This window comes from uncultured Tenacibaculum sp., from assembly GCF_947498805.1.
Taxonomy (GTDB): domain Bacteria; phylum Bacteroidota; class Bacteroidia; order Flavobacteriales; family Flavobacteriaceae; genus Polaribacter.
On sequence record NZ_CANMLT010000006.1, the window covers coordinates 40,929 to 59,306 of the forward strand.

Below are 18,378 nucleotides of genomic sequence, written 5' to 3' on the forward strand. Positions count from 1 at the left end.
AAAGATCCTGCTATTTTAGCAGGATTTTTATTTTTGTTAAAAATGAGCAAAATTATCAATTCACCCATAGGAATATTTGATTCTGGCATTGGCGGAACATCCATCTGGAAAGAAATCCACAGCTTACTACCAAATGATGATACTATTTATTTAGCAGATAGTATCAATGCTCCCTATGGACAAAAATCAAAAGAAGAGATAATTTATCTTTCAAAAAAAAACACAGAGTTTCTACTTAACAAAAATGCTAAAATAATTGTCGTAGCATGTAATACTGCTACTACTAATGCAATTAAATATTTAAGAGAAACTTATAAAGTTCCTTTTATTGGTATTGAACCAGCTATAAAACCTGCTTCATTACAAACACAATCGAAAATAATTGGAATTTTAGCTACGAAGGGAACTTTGAACAGTGAGTTATTTGAAAAAACTTCTTCACTTTTGGACAACAATATTAAAATTATTGAACAAGTTGGTGAAGGTTTAGTTGACCTTATTGAAAATGGGCAAATAAACACTCCTGAAATGACTATTCTCTTAAAAAAGTACCTTACCCCTATGTTAGATGCAAAAGCTGATTGTATCGTACTAGGATGTACCCATTATCCTTATCTTATAGAAGCTATTAACAAGATTACGAATCATACAGTAAATCTCATTGATTCAGGCGAGGCTGTTGCCAGACAAACTAAAAAAGTACTTGAGTTAAATAGTTTAATGCATACTCAAACAAAAAAAACAGCTTCACATTTATTTTATATCAATAAATCCAAAACTGTTTTAGAAAATATTTTAAAAGATACTAAGGCCAATATAAAGGTCGAAGAACTTTCTTTTTAGAATAAACTTCCGTTGATATTAGGACAAGCTGAGGCTCTTCTCTTTCTACATAAAATGTTCATACCTAAAGAAATCTGGTGAAATCCTCCATTAGAAAAAACAATGTCTCCAGTTTGCTGTGTATAGGTATAAGAAACCATAAACTTTTTAAAGTTAACTCCTACAATAGGAGTAAAATATTGAGCTTCTCCAAAAACGCTTCCGTCAAAACTAGTTCTATATGATAATGCCGCCCAGAATTGGGTATTTCTAATCATCTTATAAACCTTAAAGTTAATATCGGCTACCTTTTCACCTGTTTGTTCTTTATATTGAAACATTACAGATGGCTCATATTGTAATACATCTTTTTCCCCAAAAAAGTAACTTCCTCCTAAAATATAGTTTCTAAGATTTAACGATTCAAAATTATCGTTTAATCCATCTTTAGCAGCTAAAAACAAATTCTTTATCGTAAAATACGATGCAAACCCTTTATAGTGGTAAGCCATTCCAAAATCTGCATTGTAATAAAAATTACTTTCAATAACCTGTGCTACCTCTCTATCAAATCTAAAAGTTCTTTGATCTACTTGATTTTGTACAAACGACATCGATAGTCCGAAAGACAACTGATTAAACAAGCTCTCACTCCCCATATTTAAGTGGTAAGCGTAGGTACCTTGCAGTCCTATTTGAGAATGATATCCATTACTATCATTAAATAGAATAAAACCATAAGCTGAATTGGAATCATTTCCTGTTTTTGCATGATAACTCAACGTTTGTAAACTTGGGGCATCATCTACACCAAACCATTGCTGACGTGCGGTAAATCGAATCTTACCACACTCCCCTACTCCTGCTGCTGCTGGATGTAATAAATATACATTGTCTGATAAGTAATCAGCATAAATAGGCAACGTTTCCTGAGCAGAAACTCTTAACGATAAACCTAAAATCAATAAAACTACTATTTTCTTCATAGACCTAACTAGATAAAAAGCCTTCAAAGATAACCAAGCTAAATAATATATACTGTTAAAATCAAAAAAACTACGTTTAAAATATTTCATTCAAAAAACCAATTAATGCATAATTCTATAGGAAGAAGGCGTTAATCCCTTCAATTCCTTAAATTTTCTATTAAAATTTGAAATGTTTTTAAATCCAGATTTATCAGATATCTCAGTAATTAAATAGTCTTTGTCTTGCAACAACTTACACGCTTTTTCTATTCTTAATTCATTTAAAAAGCTAAAATAAGTTTTATTTGTTCTTTGTTTAAAGTACCTACAAAAAGCATTAGAAGTCATATTTGCTATCTCCGCTATTTCCTCTAAATCTATCTTTCTATTAAAATTAGTCAGCGTATAATCCATGATATCACGCATTCTTTTTCCTTCATTATCTGTATAATTCTTATTATATATAAATGAAGAAAGTGACTTGGTTTCTGAACTTAAAATAACATCTATAACCTTAATAAAAACAATAAACCGCTCTAAATCCCTACTTTTTGGTAATTTTAAAAATAGTTTTTCTAATTTCTCCTTACTAGAAATGACTCTAAAACTCGTTTTAGACTTACTAAAAAAAGTTCCCATTTCTTTAAAATCATCCAATTTAAAAAAGCTCTCTCCAAAAGAGTTTTCAGTAAAAAACAACGAGATCATAAAGGAGTTCTTTACTACCGAAGTATCACTTTTAAAAACATGTGGTTGGTTACTACCAATTACAAGAATATCACCTTTTTTATATTCTTCAATAGAATCTCCAACAACTAAGGTTCCCTCTCCTTTTACAATAAAACATAATTGAATTTCTTCATGCTGATGAAACTTATCATAAAAGTATGCTCCTTTATCTTCTTGATAGATTAATCCTATGTTTTTTGCTTTCGGTATTTTAAACGGTAATACTTTCATTTTATGATGATTTACCTCAAACTTATAAAATATACACCAAAAATAACACTAAATAAATCATAAAGGGTAATATTGTATCATTACCAGTTAAAAACTAACAAAAAACAAGCCTAGTTAAAACATAACTTTGCCCCCAAAACAAGTATTATGATAAAATGGGAAGGCGTAATGCCAGCTGTAACAACTAAGTTTACATCAGATGATACATTAGACTTAGCTATGTTTGAAGTAAACATTAAAGCACAACTAGATGCCGGGGTACATGGAATAATTTTAGGAGGAACTCTTGGTGAAGCTTCAACATTGTCAGATAATGAAAAAAGAACCCTAGTAAGAGAAGCTGTTCGTATTGTAGAGGGTAAAGTTCCTGTGATTATCAATATTGCAGAACAAACTACTAAAGGAGCTATTGAAGCTGCTCAAAAAGCAAAAGAAGATGGTGCTGCTGGACTAATGATGTTGCCTCCAATGCGCTATAAAGCAGACGCAAGAGAAACCGTAGAATTCTTTAAGCAAACAGCAAACTCTACAGACTTACCAATTATGGTATATAACAATCCTGTAGATTACGGAATTGAAGTAACACTTGACATGTTCGAAGACTTATTAAATTCTTGTCCAAATATCCAAGCAGTAAAAGAATCTACTAGAGATTTATCAAACGTAACTCGAATTAAAAATCGTTTCGGAGATAGATTAGCAATTTTAAGCGGTGTAGACACACTAGCTTTAGAAAGTCTTTTTATGGGCGCTAACGGATGGGTAGCTGGATTGGTTTGTGCATTTCCAAGAGAAACTGTTGCCATTTATGAATTGCAAAAAGCGGGTAAAGCTAAGGAAGCATTAGAAATTTACCGTTGGTTTTTACCATTGCTAGAATTAGATATTAATGCTAAATTAGTACAAAACATTAAACTAGCAGAAGTAGCAACAGGTATAGGTACAGAAAATGTAAGAGCACCGCGTCTACCGCTCATAGGAGAAGAACGAAAAAAAGTTTTACAAATTATTGAAGAAGGAGTTAAAAACCGTCCTAAGTTACCAGATTATAAAAATCTAACATTGGTGGTATAAATTAAAGTAGAGATCTTATTCTCTACTTTTAGTGTTTTTAAATAAAGCTTCATTAAAACAAATTAACATGACAACAACGACCTCAACAATCACAGGTAAAAATTATATAGGAAATAAACTTTCATCAAACGGAACCAAAACGCATAAGACTTTTAATCCTCAATTGAATCAAGAAAATGAAGCTGTGTTTTTTGAAGCAACTCAAGAAGAGGTTAACGAAGCTGTAAACTTAGCTCAAAATGCTTTTTTAGAGTATAGAGATTACTCTGGAACTCAAAAAGCAGCATTTTTAAACGCCATTGCAGATGGAATTTTAGACTTAGGTGATGAATTAATTCAGACGTACATGTCTGAATCAGGGTTACCAGAAGGAAGAGCTATTGGAGAGCGAGGTAGAACTGTTTTTCAATTACGCATGTTTGCTGAATTAGTAGCAGCAGGATCATGGTCTAACGCAACAATTGATACTGAGGTTGCAGATAGACAACCTTTACCAAAGCCTGATTTAAGAAAAATAAATATTCCTTTAGGGCCTGTAGTTGTTTTTGGAGCTAGTAATTTTCCATTAGCATATTCAACAGCAGGTGGAGATACTGCAAGTGCACTTGCCGCTGGATGCCCTGTCATTGTAAAATCACACCCTATGCATTTAGGAACTGGAGAGCTAATTGCTTCTGCAATTATTAAGGCAGCACAAGATACAGGAATGCCAAACGGTGTGTTTTCAAATGTAAACTCAACCGGAATTGAAGTGGGACAACAGTTGGTTACACATCCAAACGTAAAAGCTGTTGGTTTTACCGGAAGTATCAATGGAGGAAGAGCTCTATTCAATTTAGCTGCAAATCGTGAGGAGCCGATCCCAGTATTTGCAGAAATGGGAAGTATTAATCCTGTAATTATAACCCCTACTTCTATTTTAAATAGATCTGAGGCTATTGCTTCTACTTATGCAGGTTCAATTACCTTAGGAACTGGACAGTTCTGTACAAACCCAGGGTTATTGTTGACTATTGAAAATGAACAACTAGATACTTTTATTAAGGACTTAGGTGAAAAAACTACAGCAATTGCACCGCAATGCATGTTGCATCCAAATATTAAAAAAGGATATTTAAATAATAAAGCATCAGTTACCGCTCAAGAAGGAGTTAGTGTTGTTTCTGAGATAACAAATGACAATACCAATGCTAATTATGCTCCTACTCAAATAGCTACTATTTCTGGAGCTGATTTTATAAACAATCCTAAGACACATTTAGAAGTATTTGGTCCTTTTTCACTTATAGTAAGATGTAAAAACGAACAAGAACTTATACAGATAATCAACAAGTTAGAAGGTCAATTAACAGGAACCATTATAGCGGAAGAATCTGATTATAAAAACTTATCTGGAATTGTTTCAGCGCTTCAAAACAGAGTTGGAAGAATTATCTTTAACGGAGTTCCTACTGGTGTAGAAGTTACTTCTGCAATGACACATGGAGGACCGTATCCTGCTTCTTCAGACAGTCGATTTTCTGCTGTTGGAATTAGTTCGATAGACCGTTGGGTAAGACCATTTAGTTATCAGGATTTCCCTAATGAATTATTACCTAAAGAACTAAAAAACAGCAATCCACTAAAAATTTTACGTTCAGTTAACGGTAATTTTACAAAAGAGGCAATAAAATAATAAAAATTAAGAATTTCTTTAGACGTCCCTTCGGGTAAAACCATTACCTTTGCCGTCGTTAAAGAAATTGATAACTAAGCCGGCTTAGCCTATCTAGAACAGTTAAATATGAAGGGATTTAACTCGGACAGAAGGCTACAGTTGGCAGTTCAATTTTAACATGAAAAAAACTTTTTTTTGCGTTGACGCGCATACCTGTGGAAATCCCGTTAGAGTGGTTGCAGGAGGAGGTCCTAACTTAGTAGGAAATAATATGAGCGAAAAGCGTCAACATTTCTTAAAAGAATATGATTGGATTCGTAAAGGGTTAATGTTTGAACCTCGTGGTCATGATATGATGAGTGGTTCCATTTTATATCCACCTAGCGACCCAAATAATGATTTTGGAATTTTATTTATTGAAACTTCAGGTTGCCTTCCTATGTGTGGACATGGTACTATTGGTACGATTACTATTGCCATTGAAGAAGGATTAATCACTCCTAAAATTCCGGGAAAAATTAAAATGGAAGCTCCTGCTGGGCTAGTTGAAATCGAATATCTACAAACAGATAAAAAAGTTAACTGGGTTCGCTTAACTAATGTAAAAAGCTACTTGGCAGCAGAAAACTTAACTATTGAATGTCCTGAACTTGGAGTAATAACTTTTGATGTAGCCTATGGCGGAAATTATTATGCTATTGTAGATCCTCAGAAGAACTTTTCAGGAATCCAAGGTTTTACAGCTTCAAAAATTATTCAATATTCACAGGAAGTTCGAAAAAGAATTAATGAGAAATATCCAGACATGTTTGTGCATCCTGAAAACGATACGATTAGAGATGTTTCACATATGCTATGGACAGGTGATCCGTTAGACCCAACATCTTCAGGAAGAAATGCTGTTTTTTATGGAGACAAAGCCATTGATAGAAGTCCATGTGGAACAGGAACTTCTGCTCGAATAGCACAATTACATGCCAAAGGAAAATTAAAAAAAGGAGAAGAGTTTATTCATGAAAGTTTTATTGGCAGTAAGTTTATTGGCCGTATTGAAGAAGAAACTACTTTAGATGGTAAAACAGCCATTGTTCCAAGTATTCAAGGATGGGCAAAAGTATACGGATACAATAATATTATTATTGATGATGAAGATGACCCGTATGCTTACGGCTTTCAAGTTATTTAATTATGAGTAAAAATGTAATCATTGTAGGAGGTGGAATTATCGGAATGTGTTCTGCTTATTATTTGCAAAAAGAAGGACATCAAGTTACCCTCCTAGATCAATCAAATTTTAGCAAAGGAGCCTCCTATGTTAATGCTGGGATTATTACTCCTAGTCATATTATTTCTTTAGCTGCTCCTGGAATGATTAACAAAGGAATTAAATGGATGTTTAGTTCTACTAGTCCGTTTTCAATTAAACCACGTGTTGATCTTGATTTTATAAAATGGTCTTGGCTTTTTAAAAAGGCTTCGACACAACAAAAAGTAGAAACATCAATTCCTATTATAAAAGACATTAATCTTTTCAGTAAAGAATTGTACGAAGAAATGCAAAATAGTAACGAATTTGACTTTTTTTACAAAGACAAAGGCTTGCTAATGCACTATCAAACAGACAAAGCTGGAGAAGAAGAATGGAAAGTTGGACAACGTGCCATAAAAGAAGGACTAAAGGTTGAAAATTTAACCAAAGAAGAAGTTCAAAAGTTAGAACCGGAGGTAGATTTAAATATAAAAGGTGCGGTATATTATCATTCAGATGCGCATATGAGTCCGAATGAATTTATGCAACAACTTAAATTATATTTAGAAAACAAGGGTGTTCAATTTATAGCCAATGAAGAAGTTATCGATTTTACCACTTCTAATAATACTATTAGCTCTATAATTACCAAAAACCAACAAATTTCTGCTGATGAGTTTGTTATTGCTACAGGATCATGGACGCAAAAGCTATCCAAAAAACTAGGTGCAAAAATACCTTTACAAGCTGGAAAAGGTTATAGAATTAATGTCACAAAAGAAACAGGAATAAAAATACCTGCCATTTTAATGGAAGCTAAAGTTGCAGTAACTCCAATGGATGGGTATACTCGTTTTGCGGGAACTATGGAAATTGCAGGCATCAATGAAGATATTAACCTAAAACGAGTTCAAACGATCGCAAATGCTTCTAAAAACTACTACAACGGTTTAACTATAGATAAAGAAGCCATTGAAAATACACAGTCAGGATTGCGTCCTTGTTCTCCAGATGGATTACCTTATATCGGAAAGTTATCGAACCTTAAAAATGTTACTGTAGCAACCGGTCATGCTATGATGGGATGGAGTTTAGGACCTGCAACTGGTAAACTTGTTTCCGAAATAATTTCCAACAAAAAAACAAGTTTGAACATACATCCTTTTAGCGTTGAAAGATATCACTAAAAAAGCATAAACTTTATTATAGCTCATTTAAAACTAAAACATAAAAACTCGAAGCAAAAGCTTCGAGTTTTTTAGTACTATAGTACTGGGGATTTAGGAAAGGGGGAGTTATTTTAGGCTTTCTATTGCGTTTTTTACATGCTCGAAATATTCCATTTTATAATTAGCCAAATGAGACTGAAGCTTATAACATCTATTATCTTTTTTATAATAGAAGTAATAATATTTATATGTCTTCCCTTTTTCATTAGGCTTTGTTGTATATGAAACACCAAAAGCTCCATTTTTTAAAGTATACTTTACAATATCATCATGTTCTTCCAGGGCTTTTGCCAAAAAATCTACATCGTTCGGAAAATACGTTTCTTCTATTTCTCTACAAATCACTGCTCTCTTCTTTTTCCCAAAAAATATGGAGGCATTATCTTCTACAACTTTATTATAAGTATCATATAGCTTTGCTTCAGACTCATAAAGAGATATTTCTAAATTAGTCCTCGGAATTTTTCGAATCACTAATTTCTCTTCTTTACAAGAAACGGTAACAATGGATAATAAAATAATTACTATTAAAAATTTAGTTTTCATAATTATATGTATCTATTTATAGACTTGTTTCAAATTGTTATTTTACTTTTTTACAACTCAGTGGTGCAGTGGCTCCAACGGTATGTTGTCTAAGGGAAGAAGCATAACGTCCTCCACCTTGATATTTTCTTATAAAACCAAAATTTCTATAACCACATCCTTCATCACTCTTATACAAAAGGTCTCCCTCAATATATTTCCCTTCTATATTCCCATATCTATCTTTTAGAATAGTCCAATCTAAAGTGATTATAGCACGTCTAAAATCTACATCAGACCAATTATTTTTGGAAGCCCATAACCTAACTTGCATTAACATCTCTCTTTCAATACTGGTATCCTTACGTACTGCAGTAGGCACTTTCTTACTTTCTAAAGCTTTACTAGCTATAGTTTTAGACATAGCTAACAAAGATTCTGTACCCGAAGTTGCATCATAGTTAAAATATCCTGAAATAATTTCTTCTTTCTGTTCCATTTCTCCATCAGTTAATGAAACTCTTATTCGATGTTTTTTACTTTGTAAACGATTCCCCATACGCTTTAGTAAAAACACACTACCTTTTTTATCCATAACTGAAGATTCTACGGAAGCAGGAATAAATTGAAATATAACATAGTTTTTATCCAAATCGTCTTTATATAAAGACTTTACAGTACATTGATTTACTATTTCATTTTCTTTAGGCAATCTATCTTTGTCATTTTTATCAACACCAACGGTAATCCAATAATGTGTTTTTCCATAAGCATCATAAAAAGAATTTGTTAGTCTTTTAAAGTATCTGTTAGCATTAAAAGCACTTGGTAAATAAGCTACTGCCCAAACTTCTTCTCCTACTTTAAATGAATCTTTAATTAGCGTTTTATCTTCTTTACCCACTTCAGGCTTTTTAGAAAAGAACACTATCTTCCCTACATTTTCTTTATGAAAATCAGAAGTAGGATTTTTCAAAAAATATTTAGTGGCTTTTTTCTTTTTCTTGGTAAAGACATTACTTTTTATTCCTAACTTATTTTTAGCTTCACGCAAAGCTTTCTTCGAGGTAGCTAGCGCAATAGTAGCATTAATCTGGTCATTTTTGTTAAGCTCTAGAAGCATCAAAGCTCCTTTTTCACTGGTTAAAACAAAATTACCTTTTGTCGATTCATAGCTTCCTTTATTTCTTAACAACGGATTAAAAATATAGTTGTAATTCCCTCTATGCGTTTGAAAGGTAGCTTTAATTGTATTATCATCTCTTAGAACAAGATCAATAGCACTAATAGCTTGGTTCGAGGTGTAATATTTCCCTGTTTGATAGTTTTGAGCAATTATTTGTTGTGTAAATACAAATAATAGTATGTAAATAGTATTTTTCATTTTATATTTTCAATTAGACTAATCTTATTTCTTTTTTGTCAGATGGATCTAAAGCGGCACTTTTAACATCTACTTCCGCCTTAATGAAGTAAGCTGATTTTTCATTATTAGCAAACTTGGCTAGACTTCCTATTTTCCCTAAGGTTCCACCCTGTTCTTTTAAGTTATCGGCGTTTGATTTTAAGAGTTCAAATGGCAGCTGAAAATCAAAAGATTTGTTTTCTCCTGTTTTTATAAAAAAACTAGTATTCATTGTAGTTTCTCCCAACTCAAAATCTCTTACCGTTTGATTGTCTCCTCTTCCTCTGGTAAATTCTTCTATAAAAACGAAACGTATATTTATAATCTCTTGATCACTTTTAGTGGTTAAAAGAACACTTCCTTCAACAAGTCCAGAGTTTCGATCTACTTGACCTGGCACAGATAATTTTACCTTAACTCCACCTATTCCTAGTTTGTTTTTAATAATTTGTAATAACTTCATATAATTTTATTTTGACACATATTTTTGCAGGGTAAAAGTATTTTAAGTGAGGCTATTAGCTTTCACCCTTAAAGGGTGATTTTTATAAAAAAAGCCCACTATTTAAAGTGAGCTTTTCTAATTGTAATACTTTACCCTTCAAAAAAGTACTACTAACAATCTTTAATCTTTTAAGTATAAATTTTCTTATTTTTCAATAATGAAATTACAAGATGAATAGTTTTCATCTTTATAAAATTAAGGTTCAAAACTACTTTGAAGAGCACAAACAGACTTCACCCCAAAAGGGTGATTTTTCTATTCTTAAATTATAGATATTTGTAACTCAATCTAGATACGTGTTCAAAGCCATAAAAACATATAGTTATAAAGTAATTATTCTTATATACTTATTGAATATGAGCATCGTTTATGGGCAAAAAACTGTTTATAAACACTACACCACAGAAGATGGATTACCTCATGACATTACCTATCAAATTATTCAAGATTCTGAGGAATATATTTGGTTGGGTACGGATGATGGGTTGGTGAAATTTAATGGAAAAGAATTTATTGTCTTCGGAAGTGAAAAAGGATTAAAATCTAACTATGTAATTGATGTAGAAGAGGACAGCATTAATAACCAAAAAATTATAGGTACTTGGGGTAGAGGATTACATATTTTAAAAAATGACAGTATCTATAAAAATGACCTTCCTTCTAAAGATTACTCGAAAATTCATAAGGTATATAAGCTAAATGATTCTTTGATATACGGTGCTACAGGAACCAGTAAACAACTATTTTATGATTTAAAAAACAATCAGAAAATTGCTCTTTCTATAGAATATAAAGGTGAGTTTTTGCAGCTGGTTGATCAGATTAATATTCAAAAAGTGGTGTTAGACATAAATCAGAATTATATTGAAGATACCTTATATATCTATGACTCTGAATTGAATGTAGCTACAAAAGATGAAGTCAAAGGGATTTATACTTTAGATGGTTTTGATCTTAAGAAAGAAAATTTAAAGGAGATTAATAATACTCCTATACATGCGCTAACAAAGCAACATGATTATCTAGTAGCTGCTTCATTCGACACTGTCTTTTTTTATGATCAAAAAAAGTTTTTAGAAAAACGAAAACTTAATTTACCTTCAGGAAAAATAATTCAAATAAAGCTTTTTAAAAAGAGCCTATACTTTGTTTTTATTAATAAAAATGATGGGTTAAGAGAGTTTTACAAGTATGATATTGAGAATGATTTCCTAACCAACATCTCAAAAAAAATCACCATTAAAAGTTCTGTTTCAGATTTTATGTTTGATAACAAATCAAATTTGTGGATTACTACTTATGGCGATGGAGTATACCAACTACCCAACACAAGGAATGCTTTTTTTGATAAAGGATACTTTTCAAAATCAGACTTGAGAGATGTGGCTTCTTGTGAATTAGGAGTTTTTGCCATTGCTCCAAATGTTATCTATTCTATAGATAGTTTCGACACGGTATATTTAAATAAAATACCCTTCCATACAGAGGTTTTTCAAATCAGAAACAACACACAGCTTCAGTTAATTATACCAAACTTAGAGAAATCAGCATTCAACCTCTTTTTTAAAGGCATTAAAGTAAATAACAGAAGCAGCAAGGAATATGATTTTATAGAGAAGAATAAAAAATATAAGCTGATTTATAATCGGGTTGAAATAGAAAATAAACAAGGAGAGCTTACGAAAAAACTTGTGCATTTCGATGTAGGGACTTTTATTCAAAGTGCTGCAAAATACAAAGAACAAATTTTTGGAATCTATGGTAGATTGGGTATTTACAGTATCAATACCAAAGAGAATAAAATTTCACATTGGAATAAAAAAATGGGTATTGAAGCTAATATGTTTACTGATATAGCCATTCAAAACAATGTTATTTGGGTTGGTACAAATTCTGGGGTATACAAAGTTTCTAATGACTCTGTTACCTGTTATACCGTTAATAATGGCTTATCTAGTAACCACATTAATGATTTGTTTGTTGATGAACATGGAGTTTTATGGATAGCGACTCAAAAAGGATTGAACGTTTTTAAAAACGATGTTTTTTATACTATTGATAAAAATTTAGGGCAAAAATCATCTTCTGTAAAGAAAATAACTGAACATAGTAATTATTTATATGTTGCAGGAAACAGAGGGCTTTTTAAATATGATAATTTAAAACCTTTTGCTCCATCATTGCATACCGACTTAAAAGTAAGTCAAACAAATGAAGTATTCAATATTGTTCCTGTAAATTTCACGAATCCAAATACGGTGAAAATTCAGTATACATTAAATGAAAATGATTGGGTAAATGTGTTGAATCAAGAACTTAGTTTTAAAAATATAAGTCAAGGGAATCACAAATTAGTGTTTAGATTTAAAGATGGTTTAAGTAACTGGAACTATACAAAACCACACAAGTTTAGTATCATAAACCCATGGTATGAACAATTATGGTTTTATATTTTGTTAATTTTTAGTGTAGCGGGTTCTATCCTTCTAATTGTTTATAATCAACTTGTAAAAGCAAGGAAGAAAAATGAAATTTTTCAAAAGACCATACATGAAAGAGAAAAGCTACAAGAAGATTTAAGAAATGTACGTCATCAAATTGCACAAGATTTTCACGACGATTTAGGAAATAAATTGGCTAGTATCTCTATGCTGTCTAACTTATCATTAAAAAAGACCTTACAAGAAAGTAACCTCTACCCTAGTCTACTTCAAATTAATAAAGATGCCAATTCTTTATATGCGGGTATGCGAGACTTTGTGTGGTCTTTAGATTATAAAAACAATGAGCTAAGAGAAGTTCAAATCTATTTAAATGATTTTGGCGAAAAGTTGTTTGAATATTCTGATATCAATTTTAAGAGTAGTAACAATGTAGCAAAACTAGATGTTACGCTTCCTCATTATTGGAATAAACAATTAGTACTGGTATTTAAAGAAGCAATGACCAATACCCTAAAACATAGTAAAGCTAGTGAAGTATTATTTTCACTCTATTTACATGATGATATTCTAGAAATAAAACTTGAGGATAATGGAATTGGATTTGACATAAACGCTACTGAAAGAAAAAACGGGCTACGAAACATGAAAGAAAGAGTACTATCGATTAATGGAGAATTAAACCTAGAAACAAGCAATGGTTTTAGGGTTTATTTTAAAGGAAAAATTAATGAGTAAAATGAAAACCAAAGTTGTTGTTATTGAAGACAATCAAAGTCTTTTATTATCGTTTAAAGAAATTATCAATACTTCAGAAGAATTCACTGTAACTGGGGCATTTTCTAATTGTGAAGATGCATTGTTATATTGTAAAAAGAATGACCCAGAGATTATCTTAATAGATATTAAGTTACCGGGAATAAATGGAATAGAAGGTGTAAAAAGATTCCAAGTTCAAAACCCAAATGCTAAAAGCATTGTTATTTCTGTATATGAAGATTCCGATTATATTTTTGACGCTCTATCGGCCGGAGCTATTGGTTATTTAACCAAAAACACCGGCCCTGAAGAGCTCATTAATGCGTTAAAACAAATAAAAAATGGAGGGTCTCCTATGAGTGGTAATATTGCTAGAAAAGTAATTGCTTATTTTCAAATACCTAAACAGGATGAATTAACAACACGAGAGAATGAAGTGGTAAAACTTTTAGCAAAAGGAAAGAGTTATTCCACCATTGCTGAGGAATTGTGTTTGTCTATAAATACCATCAAAACACATACCCGCAATATTTATGAAAAACTACATGTAAGTAAAAAAGAGGAACTAATTGAAAAGTTAAATAATAAATACTAATACCTCTAATTGCTATCTTTTTCTAAGAAAGTTACTATAAAAGGTGTCCTTTACAGTGGATACAAAAACCCAGTTCTTCTTAATCTTATTTTAATCTTCATTCTATACATCTTTTTAAAGATCGAAGTTATTTTATCAAAATATCGCCCTTTTAGGGTGAACTCAAATCATGATAATAAAAATACTTTTGTAGGAAATAACTTACTATAAAATTATAAGAAAGATGATTAACTGTCCTAAATGTCAGGGGAAAATATTAGGCAGAAAAAAAAGAACTTTTTTCGAAAAACTAATGCGGTATAAAAAAAAGTACAAATGTTTTAATTGTAAGAATTACTTTTTCACCTGAGAAAACATCAATTATATTTATTTCAAATAATTGAATATAACAACAAATAAAAAGGCTTCACAGAATTGTGAAGCCTTTTTTAGTAGCGGGAACAGGACTCGAACCTGTGACCTTCGGGTTATGAGCCCGACGAGCTGCCTACTGCTCTATCCCGCGATTTGCGGTTGCAAATATACGATCTTTTCTAGATAAAATCCAAATAAAATCGCATTTATTTAATGATTACTTTTTCCTTTGAAGGATATCTTCTAAATTCCCATGCTAAAAAACTCAATCTATCAATAACTTTAGGCTACAACAAAAAAACAATGAAATCAGAAAAAACAGTTAACATCGTTCATTTTGCCCTTGCATACTTACTTAGCTTTACTTGTTTATACGTATATCTCTATTTCGATTTTGACTATTTTATGATTATCTTTTTACTACTATCATTTCTTAGTTCTCCATCGCTTTTAGGTATTGTTACACTTCGTTATTTCAGCTTTAAAAGAAAATTCTCCGTTCATGAAATGATATACATTTTGTTGTCTATGTTTCTATTCATGTTAACTTTTTTAATTTTTAAGAAATTATCATACGACCCGAGAAATTTATTTCCAGTTTTTGAAGAGCCTTATTATTTGATTTTTCTTTTATGTATTGTAGCTAATTTACTTGCCTTTTTATATTTGAAATTGATTCAAAAAATTAGCATAAAAATGAAAATATAAAAAAAACATTATAATTTAATTAACGAACTAGTATATCTTACATCATATATTAGCGAGTTCATAATAGCTCAACAATTATTTAAGCTTTCAACATAGCATCAAGAATGAATCAAAGCGCGCTAGACATTATAATGATTACAAGCGTAATTATTGGATATTTTTTAAGTATCTCATTGGTCATGAATTCTTTTTATAAAAGTCGTGCGAATAATTATCTTTCGATATCATTATTCCTGCTAGCCACCTTAACTTTATTAGTATGGGGAGATGTTCATATGACTTCCCTTAGTGTTCAAATTTTAGGCAACTTTAGATTAGACCTACTTTTTGCAGCTACTTTGTTTACTTATTTTTTAATTCAAATTGACCATGAGCTTCTTAACGAAAAAAAATACAAGTGGATATACTTTCCTTTTATTGCTTCTATCGTTCTAGAAATCCCCATATATGCGTTCAATCTATATAATTCCATTCTTGAAATTCTAGCTTTTTTAATCAGAGACTTTGTTTCTATTGGATTTAACATACATTTAATTCTTAAGAGTAGAAAACTAATACAAAATTCAACCACTATTTCAGATGATAAAAAACATTGGTTACTAAGATTAAATCTCTTTATTATATGCCTTATTACCATTTGGATTTTAACAAGAGTGGAAGCCTATGTATTCCAATCATTTCATATTATATATATCCAATGGATACTTATGTCTTTATGCTTATGGTGGGTATTATACTACGGAATACTTAGACTACAAGTAATAGAACAAAAAGAAGAAATACATAGTTATTTAGTTTCTAAAAAGACACGTGATCTTCAACCCAAAAAGAAAATAAAAACAGATACTACCTCTAAAATTATAAGTCAGCTTTATAAACTAATGGAAGATGATGAATTGTATAAAAACCCTCTTTTAAGCAGATTAGATTTGGCGACTAAATTAGGTACAAGCGAAGGGTATCTATCTCAAATCATAAATCAAGAAATTAATAAAAGTGTTATTCAATTTGTAAATGAATATAGAATTGAAACCGCAAAAAACTTACTTCACGACCCTGTTTTTAACAAATATTCTGTAGAGGCAATCGGTTTAGAGTCTGGATTCAAATCTAAAAGTGCTTTTTACAATGTTTTTAAAACTAATTTAGGAATGTCTCCAGGAGCTTATAGAAAACTACAAAAAAAGTCCTAATTCGTTAATTCTTATTATTTCAGTACTTCTTATTTTTAAAAATCAACTTTTATCTTCTTTTCAAATATACTTTTGAACCTCTTAATTATAAATTTAAAAAGATGAAAAAAGTATCATGGTTTACGACCCTAATTATAGTTTTAGGGCTTACAAATTTAAATGCACAAGAAACTAAATTTGGTATTAAAGGAGGGTTAAACTTTGCACAAATTACAGGTGCTAATTCACTAAAATCTGACCGAAAAACAGATTTCAACGTAGGTGTTATGGCTGAAATACCTATCTCTGAAAAATTTTCTTTTCAACCTGAATTATTATATTCAAAACAAGGGTCCTCGGTTAACTTAGATTATTTGAATATTCCTTTATTAGGGAAGTATTATTTAACTGAAGGGTTAAGTATCCAAGCAGGACCTCAAATAGGCTTTTTGCTTTCTGCAAATACCAACGGAGTAAATGTAAAACGTTCCTTCAAAACTTTTGATTTTGGAGTGGATGTTGGGTTAGGCTATCAATTTAAAAACGGACTAAGTTTGGGAGCAAGATACAATTATGGCTTATCTAATATAAGTACTGGAGCCGCTAATCAATACGCTAGCACAAAAATTAAAAATGAAGTATTCCAAGTATCTATTGGTTACTTTCTTTTTTAAAATAAAGAAAATTCAAAGTTCAAAAACCAAGCAACTAGACTTGGTTTTTTTATTATAACACAGAGATGCTTTTTAGAAGCACTCATAATTATATAATCTCTTTAACTTGTCTAAGAACTATTTTATAAAAATTACAAATAACTTTTAAAAAGTCCTGATTCGTATAATCCTAACATTTTAGCACTTCTCTAGCTCCAAAACAAGATTCTTTTTTATAAGCCCGCTATACTTTTGCTGTAGAAATTTAAATTATAAAAATGAAAAGAGTATACTTAAAAACTACAAACATCAATTATCATTCTTTAATTGGGAAATTTACTTCAATGCTATTTTTAATACTTATCATAATATCTTGTTCTAAAAAAGATGATGTAGAGGCTTTAAAAATATCACAAGAAATTAAAGAATTAATTTACTTTAAAGGGAATGAAAGTGCCTCTACAGTTTTGATCAACTCTCAAGGTGGCCCCGGCTATCAACTAGATGAAGGCACGGTGAATTTATTCTTCCAAGGCTATAATACTGATGATGTTTTAATGGCCAATGTACATCAAGCTCAAACAAAAAACTTAGATCCTTTCACCAATAATGATTTAACCCTAGAACAAGCTGTTAATTTTAATGCAGAAAGTGTAGAAAATCTGTTTAGAACGATTCAGTTTTTTAAAGACCAAGGTAGAACCGTTTATGTATTGGGTGTCTCTTATGGAGCTTTTTTAACTCAACAGCTCATTGCAAAACATGGAATTAATGTTGCAGACAAGTACATAATTCTTACTGGCAGACTAGATATAAATGATGAAATTTGGCAAGGAGCTGCAGAAGGAAAAGATAGTAAGTTTATAAATGCTGTTACACCTGATATAGCTGCAAACCCAGGTGCAAGCGCAGCTGAAAGAAATACTGCTAGATTGTTTGCAGGTATAGCGAAAAACCGGTACACGCAAAATTTGAGAGCTATTAATGACCTATCTAACCTAATGTATGTTTACGGGAAAAACGACAATGCCGTTGGTCGTCTTACCAGTGAAGAAATTCAGTTTTTACAAACTAGAAATGCATCTATAATTTCTGGAAATGGAAATCATGATGAAACTTATGAGGATCTTATTGTAGATGCAATTAAAGATTTTTTTGGAATTGCCCCAAAGTAGATTTGTCATACTGTTTATGCCCTCCTATTACACATTTTCTAATTGCCTTTGCTAAAGATTAGTTGTTCAAAACATGCAGCTAATCTTTTGCAAAGACAGCAGTTAGTAATAAGTTAAAACCTTAAAG

15 protein-coding genes and 1 tRNA gene are annotated in these 18,378 nt (G+C 31.1%); 10 read left to right on the forward strand and 6 right to left on the reverse strand.

Annotated elements, in window-relative coordinates; all coding sequences use genetic code 11:
* Nucleotides 1-42 precede the first annotated feature (42 nt).
* Entirely contained in the window at nucleotides 43-843 is an 801-nt protein-coding gene (gene murI, locus Q0873_RS12940; protein WP_299107954.1) for a glutamate racemase, read from the forward strand.
* Here the strand turns inward: murI and Q0873_RS12945 are convergent.
* Together Q0873_RS12945 and Q0873_RS12950 are read right to left on the reverse strand one after the other, a co-directional pair.
* Nucleotides 840-1,808 carry a type IX secretion system membrane protein PorP/SprF gene (locus Q0873_RS12945; protein ID WP_299107956.1) on the reverse strand — a complete coding sequence of 323 codons (969 nt, stop codon included), beginning with the start codon at nucleotides 1,806-1,808 and terminating at the stop codon, nucleotides 840-842. The genes murI and Q0873_RS12945 overlap by 4 nt on opposite strands.
* Before the next feature lie 102 nt (nucleotides 1,809-1,910).
* Complete coding sequence (locus Q0873_RS12950; protein WP_299107958.1) at nucleotides 1,911-2,750, reverse strand: AraC family transcriptional regulator; 840 nt, start codon at nucleotides 2,748-2,750, stop codon at nucleotides 1,911-1,913.
* A gap of 144 nt (nucleotides 2,751-2,894) precedes the next feature.
* On the opposite strand from Q0873_RS12950, the gene Q0873_RS12955 reads away from it, so the two are divergent.
* The 4 genes from Q0873_RS12955 (at nucleotide 2,895) to Q0873_RS12970 (ending at nucleotide 7,917) form a co-directional block, all read left to right on the forward strand.
* On the forward strand, nucleotides 2,895-3,824 hold the full coding sequence (locus Q0873_RS12955; protein WP_299108493.1) for a dihydrodipicolinate synthase family protein: 930 nt from the start codon (nucleotides 2,895-2,897) through the stop codon (nucleotides 3,822-3,824).
* A 67-nt stretch (nucleotides 3,825-3,891) separates the two neighbouring features.
* Nucleotides 3,892-5,499: an aldehyde dehydrogenase (NADP(+)) gene (locus Q0873_RS12960; RefSeq protein WP_299107960.1), complete on the forward strand. Its 1,608-nt coding sequence runs from the start codon at nucleotides 3,892-3,894 to the stop codon at nucleotides 5,497-5,499.
* A gap of 160 nt (nucleotides 5,500-5,659) precedes the next feature.
* On the forward strand, nucleotides 5,660-6,667 hold the full coding sequence (locus tag Q0873_RS12965) for a 4-hydroxyproline epimerase (protein ID WP_299107962.1): 1,008 nt from the start codon (nucleotides 5,660-5,662) through the stop codon (nucleotides 6,665-6,667).
* Nucleotides 6,668-6,669: 2 nt separating this feature from the next.
* Nucleotides 6,670-7,917, forward strand: a complete 1,248-nt coding sequence (locus Q0873_RS12970) for an FAD-dependent oxidoreductase (protein WP_299107964.1) — start codon at nucleotides 6,670-6,672, stop codon at nucleotides 7,915-7,917.
* Between the two features lie 108 nt (nucleotides 7,918-8,025).
* On the opposite strand, the gene Q0873_RS12975 is transcribed toward Q0873_RS12970, so the two are convergent.
* Genes Q0873_RS12975 through Q0873_RS12985 form a run of 3 tightly spaced genes read right to left on the reverse strand, consistent with a single transcriptional unit; the run spans nucleotide 8,026 to nucleotide 10,352 of the window.
* Nucleotides 8,026-8,505 carry a hypothetical protein gene (locus tag Q0873_RS12975; protein ID WP_299107966.1) on the reverse strand — a complete coding sequence of 160 codons (480 nt, stop codon included), beginning with the start codon at nucleotides 8,503-8,505 and terminating at the stop codon, nucleotides 8,026-8,028.
* Nucleotides 8,506-8,542: 37 nt separating this feature from the next.
* Nucleotides 8,543-9,868 carry a hypothetical protein gene (locus tag Q0873_RS12980; RefSeq protein WP_299107968.1) on the reverse strand — a complete coding sequence of 442 codons (1,326 nt, stop codon included), beginning with the start codon at nucleotides 9,866-9,868 and terminating at the stop codon, nucleotides 8,543-8,545.
* Nucleotides 9,869-9,881: 13 nt separating this feature from the next.
* Nucleotides 9,882-10,352 (reverse strand): sporulation protein, encoded by a 471-nt coding sequence (locus Q0873_RS12985; protein ID WP_299107970.1) that lies wholly within the window; start codon nucleotides 10,350-10,352, stop codon nucleotides 9,882-9,884.
* Between the two features lie 398 nt (nucleotides 10,353-10,750).
* On the opposite strand from Q0873_RS12985, the gene Q0873_RS12990 reads away from it, so the two are divergent.
* Both Q0873_RS12990 and Q0873_RS12995 read left to right on the forward strand, forming a co-directional pair.
* The gene (locus tag Q0873_RS12990; RefSeq protein WP_299107972.1) at nucleotides 10,751-13,573 is read left to right on the forward strand and encodes a two-component regulator propeller domain-containing protein; all 2,823 of its coding nucleotides are present in this window, start codon (nucleotides 10,751-10,753) and stop codon (nucleotides 13,571-13,573) included.
* A 1-nt stretch (nucleotide 13,574) separates the two neighbouring features.
* Nucleotides 13,575-14,189: a response regulator transcription factor gene (locus Q0873_RS12995; protein WP_299107974.1), complete on the forward strand. Its 615-nt coding sequence runs from the start codon at nucleotides 13,575-13,577 to the stop codon at nucleotides 14,187-14,189.
* A 432-nt stretch (nucleotides 14,190-14,621) separates the two neighbouring features.
* Here Q0873_RS12995 and Q0873_RS13000 read toward each other — a convergent pair.
* Nucleotides 14,622-14,694: transfer RNA gene (locus tag Q0873_RS13000), tRNA-Met, on the reverse strand.
* 661 nt (nucleotides 14,695-15,355) lie between these two features.
* On the opposite strand from Q0873_RS13000, the gene Q0873_RS13005 reads away from it, so the two are divergent.
* The 3 genes from Q0873_RS13005 to Q0873_RS13015 all read left to right on the forward strand — a co-directional run bounded on the left by Q0873_RS13005 (nucleotide 15,356) and on the right by Q0873_RS13015 (nucleotide 18,251).
* A complete protein-coding gene (locus Q0873_RS13005; protein ID WP_299107976.1) occupies nucleotides 15,356-16,444 on the forward strand; it encodes a helix-turn-helix domain-containing protein in 1,089 nt (362 codons plus the stop codon).
* Between the two features lie 101 nt (nucleotides 16,445-16,545).
* Nucleotides 16,546-17,097, forward strand: a complete 552-nt coding sequence (locus Q0873_RS13010; protein WP_299107978.1) for a porin family protein — start codon at nucleotides 16,546-16,548, stop codon at nucleotides 17,095-17,097.
* 257 nt (nucleotides 17,098-17,354) lie between these two features.
* Nucleotides 17,355-18,251 (forward strand): hypothetical protein, encoded by an 897-nt coding sequence (locus Q0873_RS13015; protein ID WP_299107980.1) that lies wholly within the window; start codon nucleotides 17,355-17,357, stop codon nucleotides 18,249-18,251.
* The last annotated feature ends 127 nt before the right edge of the window (nucleotides 18,252-18,378 follow it).

Coding starts and splice junctions, on each gene's coding strand:
- murI (WP_299107954.1), top strand. CDS start 43: ATGAGCAAAATTATCAATTCACCCATAGGAATATTTGATTCTGGCATT.
- Q0873_RS12945 (WP_299107956.1), bottom strand. CDS start 1,808: ATGAAGAAAATAGTAGTTTTATTGATTTTAGGTTTATCGTTAAGAGTT.
- Q0873_RS12950 (WP_299107958.1), bottom strand. CDS start 2,750: ATGAAAGTATTACCGTTTAAAATACCGAAAGCAAAAAACATAGGATTA.
- Q0873_RS12960 (WP_299107960.1), top strand. CDS start 3,892: ATGACAACAACGACCTCAACAATCACAGGTAAAAATTATATAGGAAAT.
- Q0873_RS12965 (WP_299107962.1), top strand. CDS start 5,660: ATGAAAAAAACTTTTTTTTGCGTTGACGCGCATACCTGTGGAAATCCC.
- Q0873_RS12970 (WP_299107964.1), top strand. CDS start 6,670: ATGAGTAAAAATGTAATCATTGTAGGAGGTGGAATTATCGGAATGTGT.
- Q0873_RS12975 (WP_299107966.1), bottom strand. CDS start 8,505: ATGAAAACTAAATTTTTAATAGTAATTATTTTATTATCCATTGTTACC.
- Q0873_RS12980 (WP_299107968.1), bottom strand. CDS start 9,868: ATGAAAAATACTATTTACATACTATTATTTGTATTTACACAACAAATA.
- Q0873_RS12985 (WP_299107970.1), bottom strand. CDS start 10,352: ATGAAGTTATTACAAATTATTAAAAACAAACTAGGAATAGGTGGAGTT.
- Q0873_RS12990 (WP_299107972.1), top strand. CDS start 10,751: ATGAGCATCGTTTATGGGCAAAAAACTGTTTATAAACACTACACCACA.
- Q0873_RS12995 (WP_299107974.1), top strand. CDS start 13,575: ATGAAAACCAAAGTTGTTGTTATTGAAGACAATCAAAGTCTTTTATTA.
- Q0873_RS13005 (WP_299107976.1), top strand. CDS start 15,356: ATGAATCAAAGCGCGCTAGACATTATAATGATTACAAGCGTAATTATT.
- Q0873_RS13010 (WP_299107978.1), top strand. CDS start 16,546: ATGAAAAAAGTATCATGGTTTACGACCCTAATTATAGTTTTAGGGCTT.
- Q0873_RS13015 (WP_299107980.1), top strand. CDS start 17,355: ATGAAAAGAGTATACTTAAAAACTACAAACATCAATTATCATTCTTTA.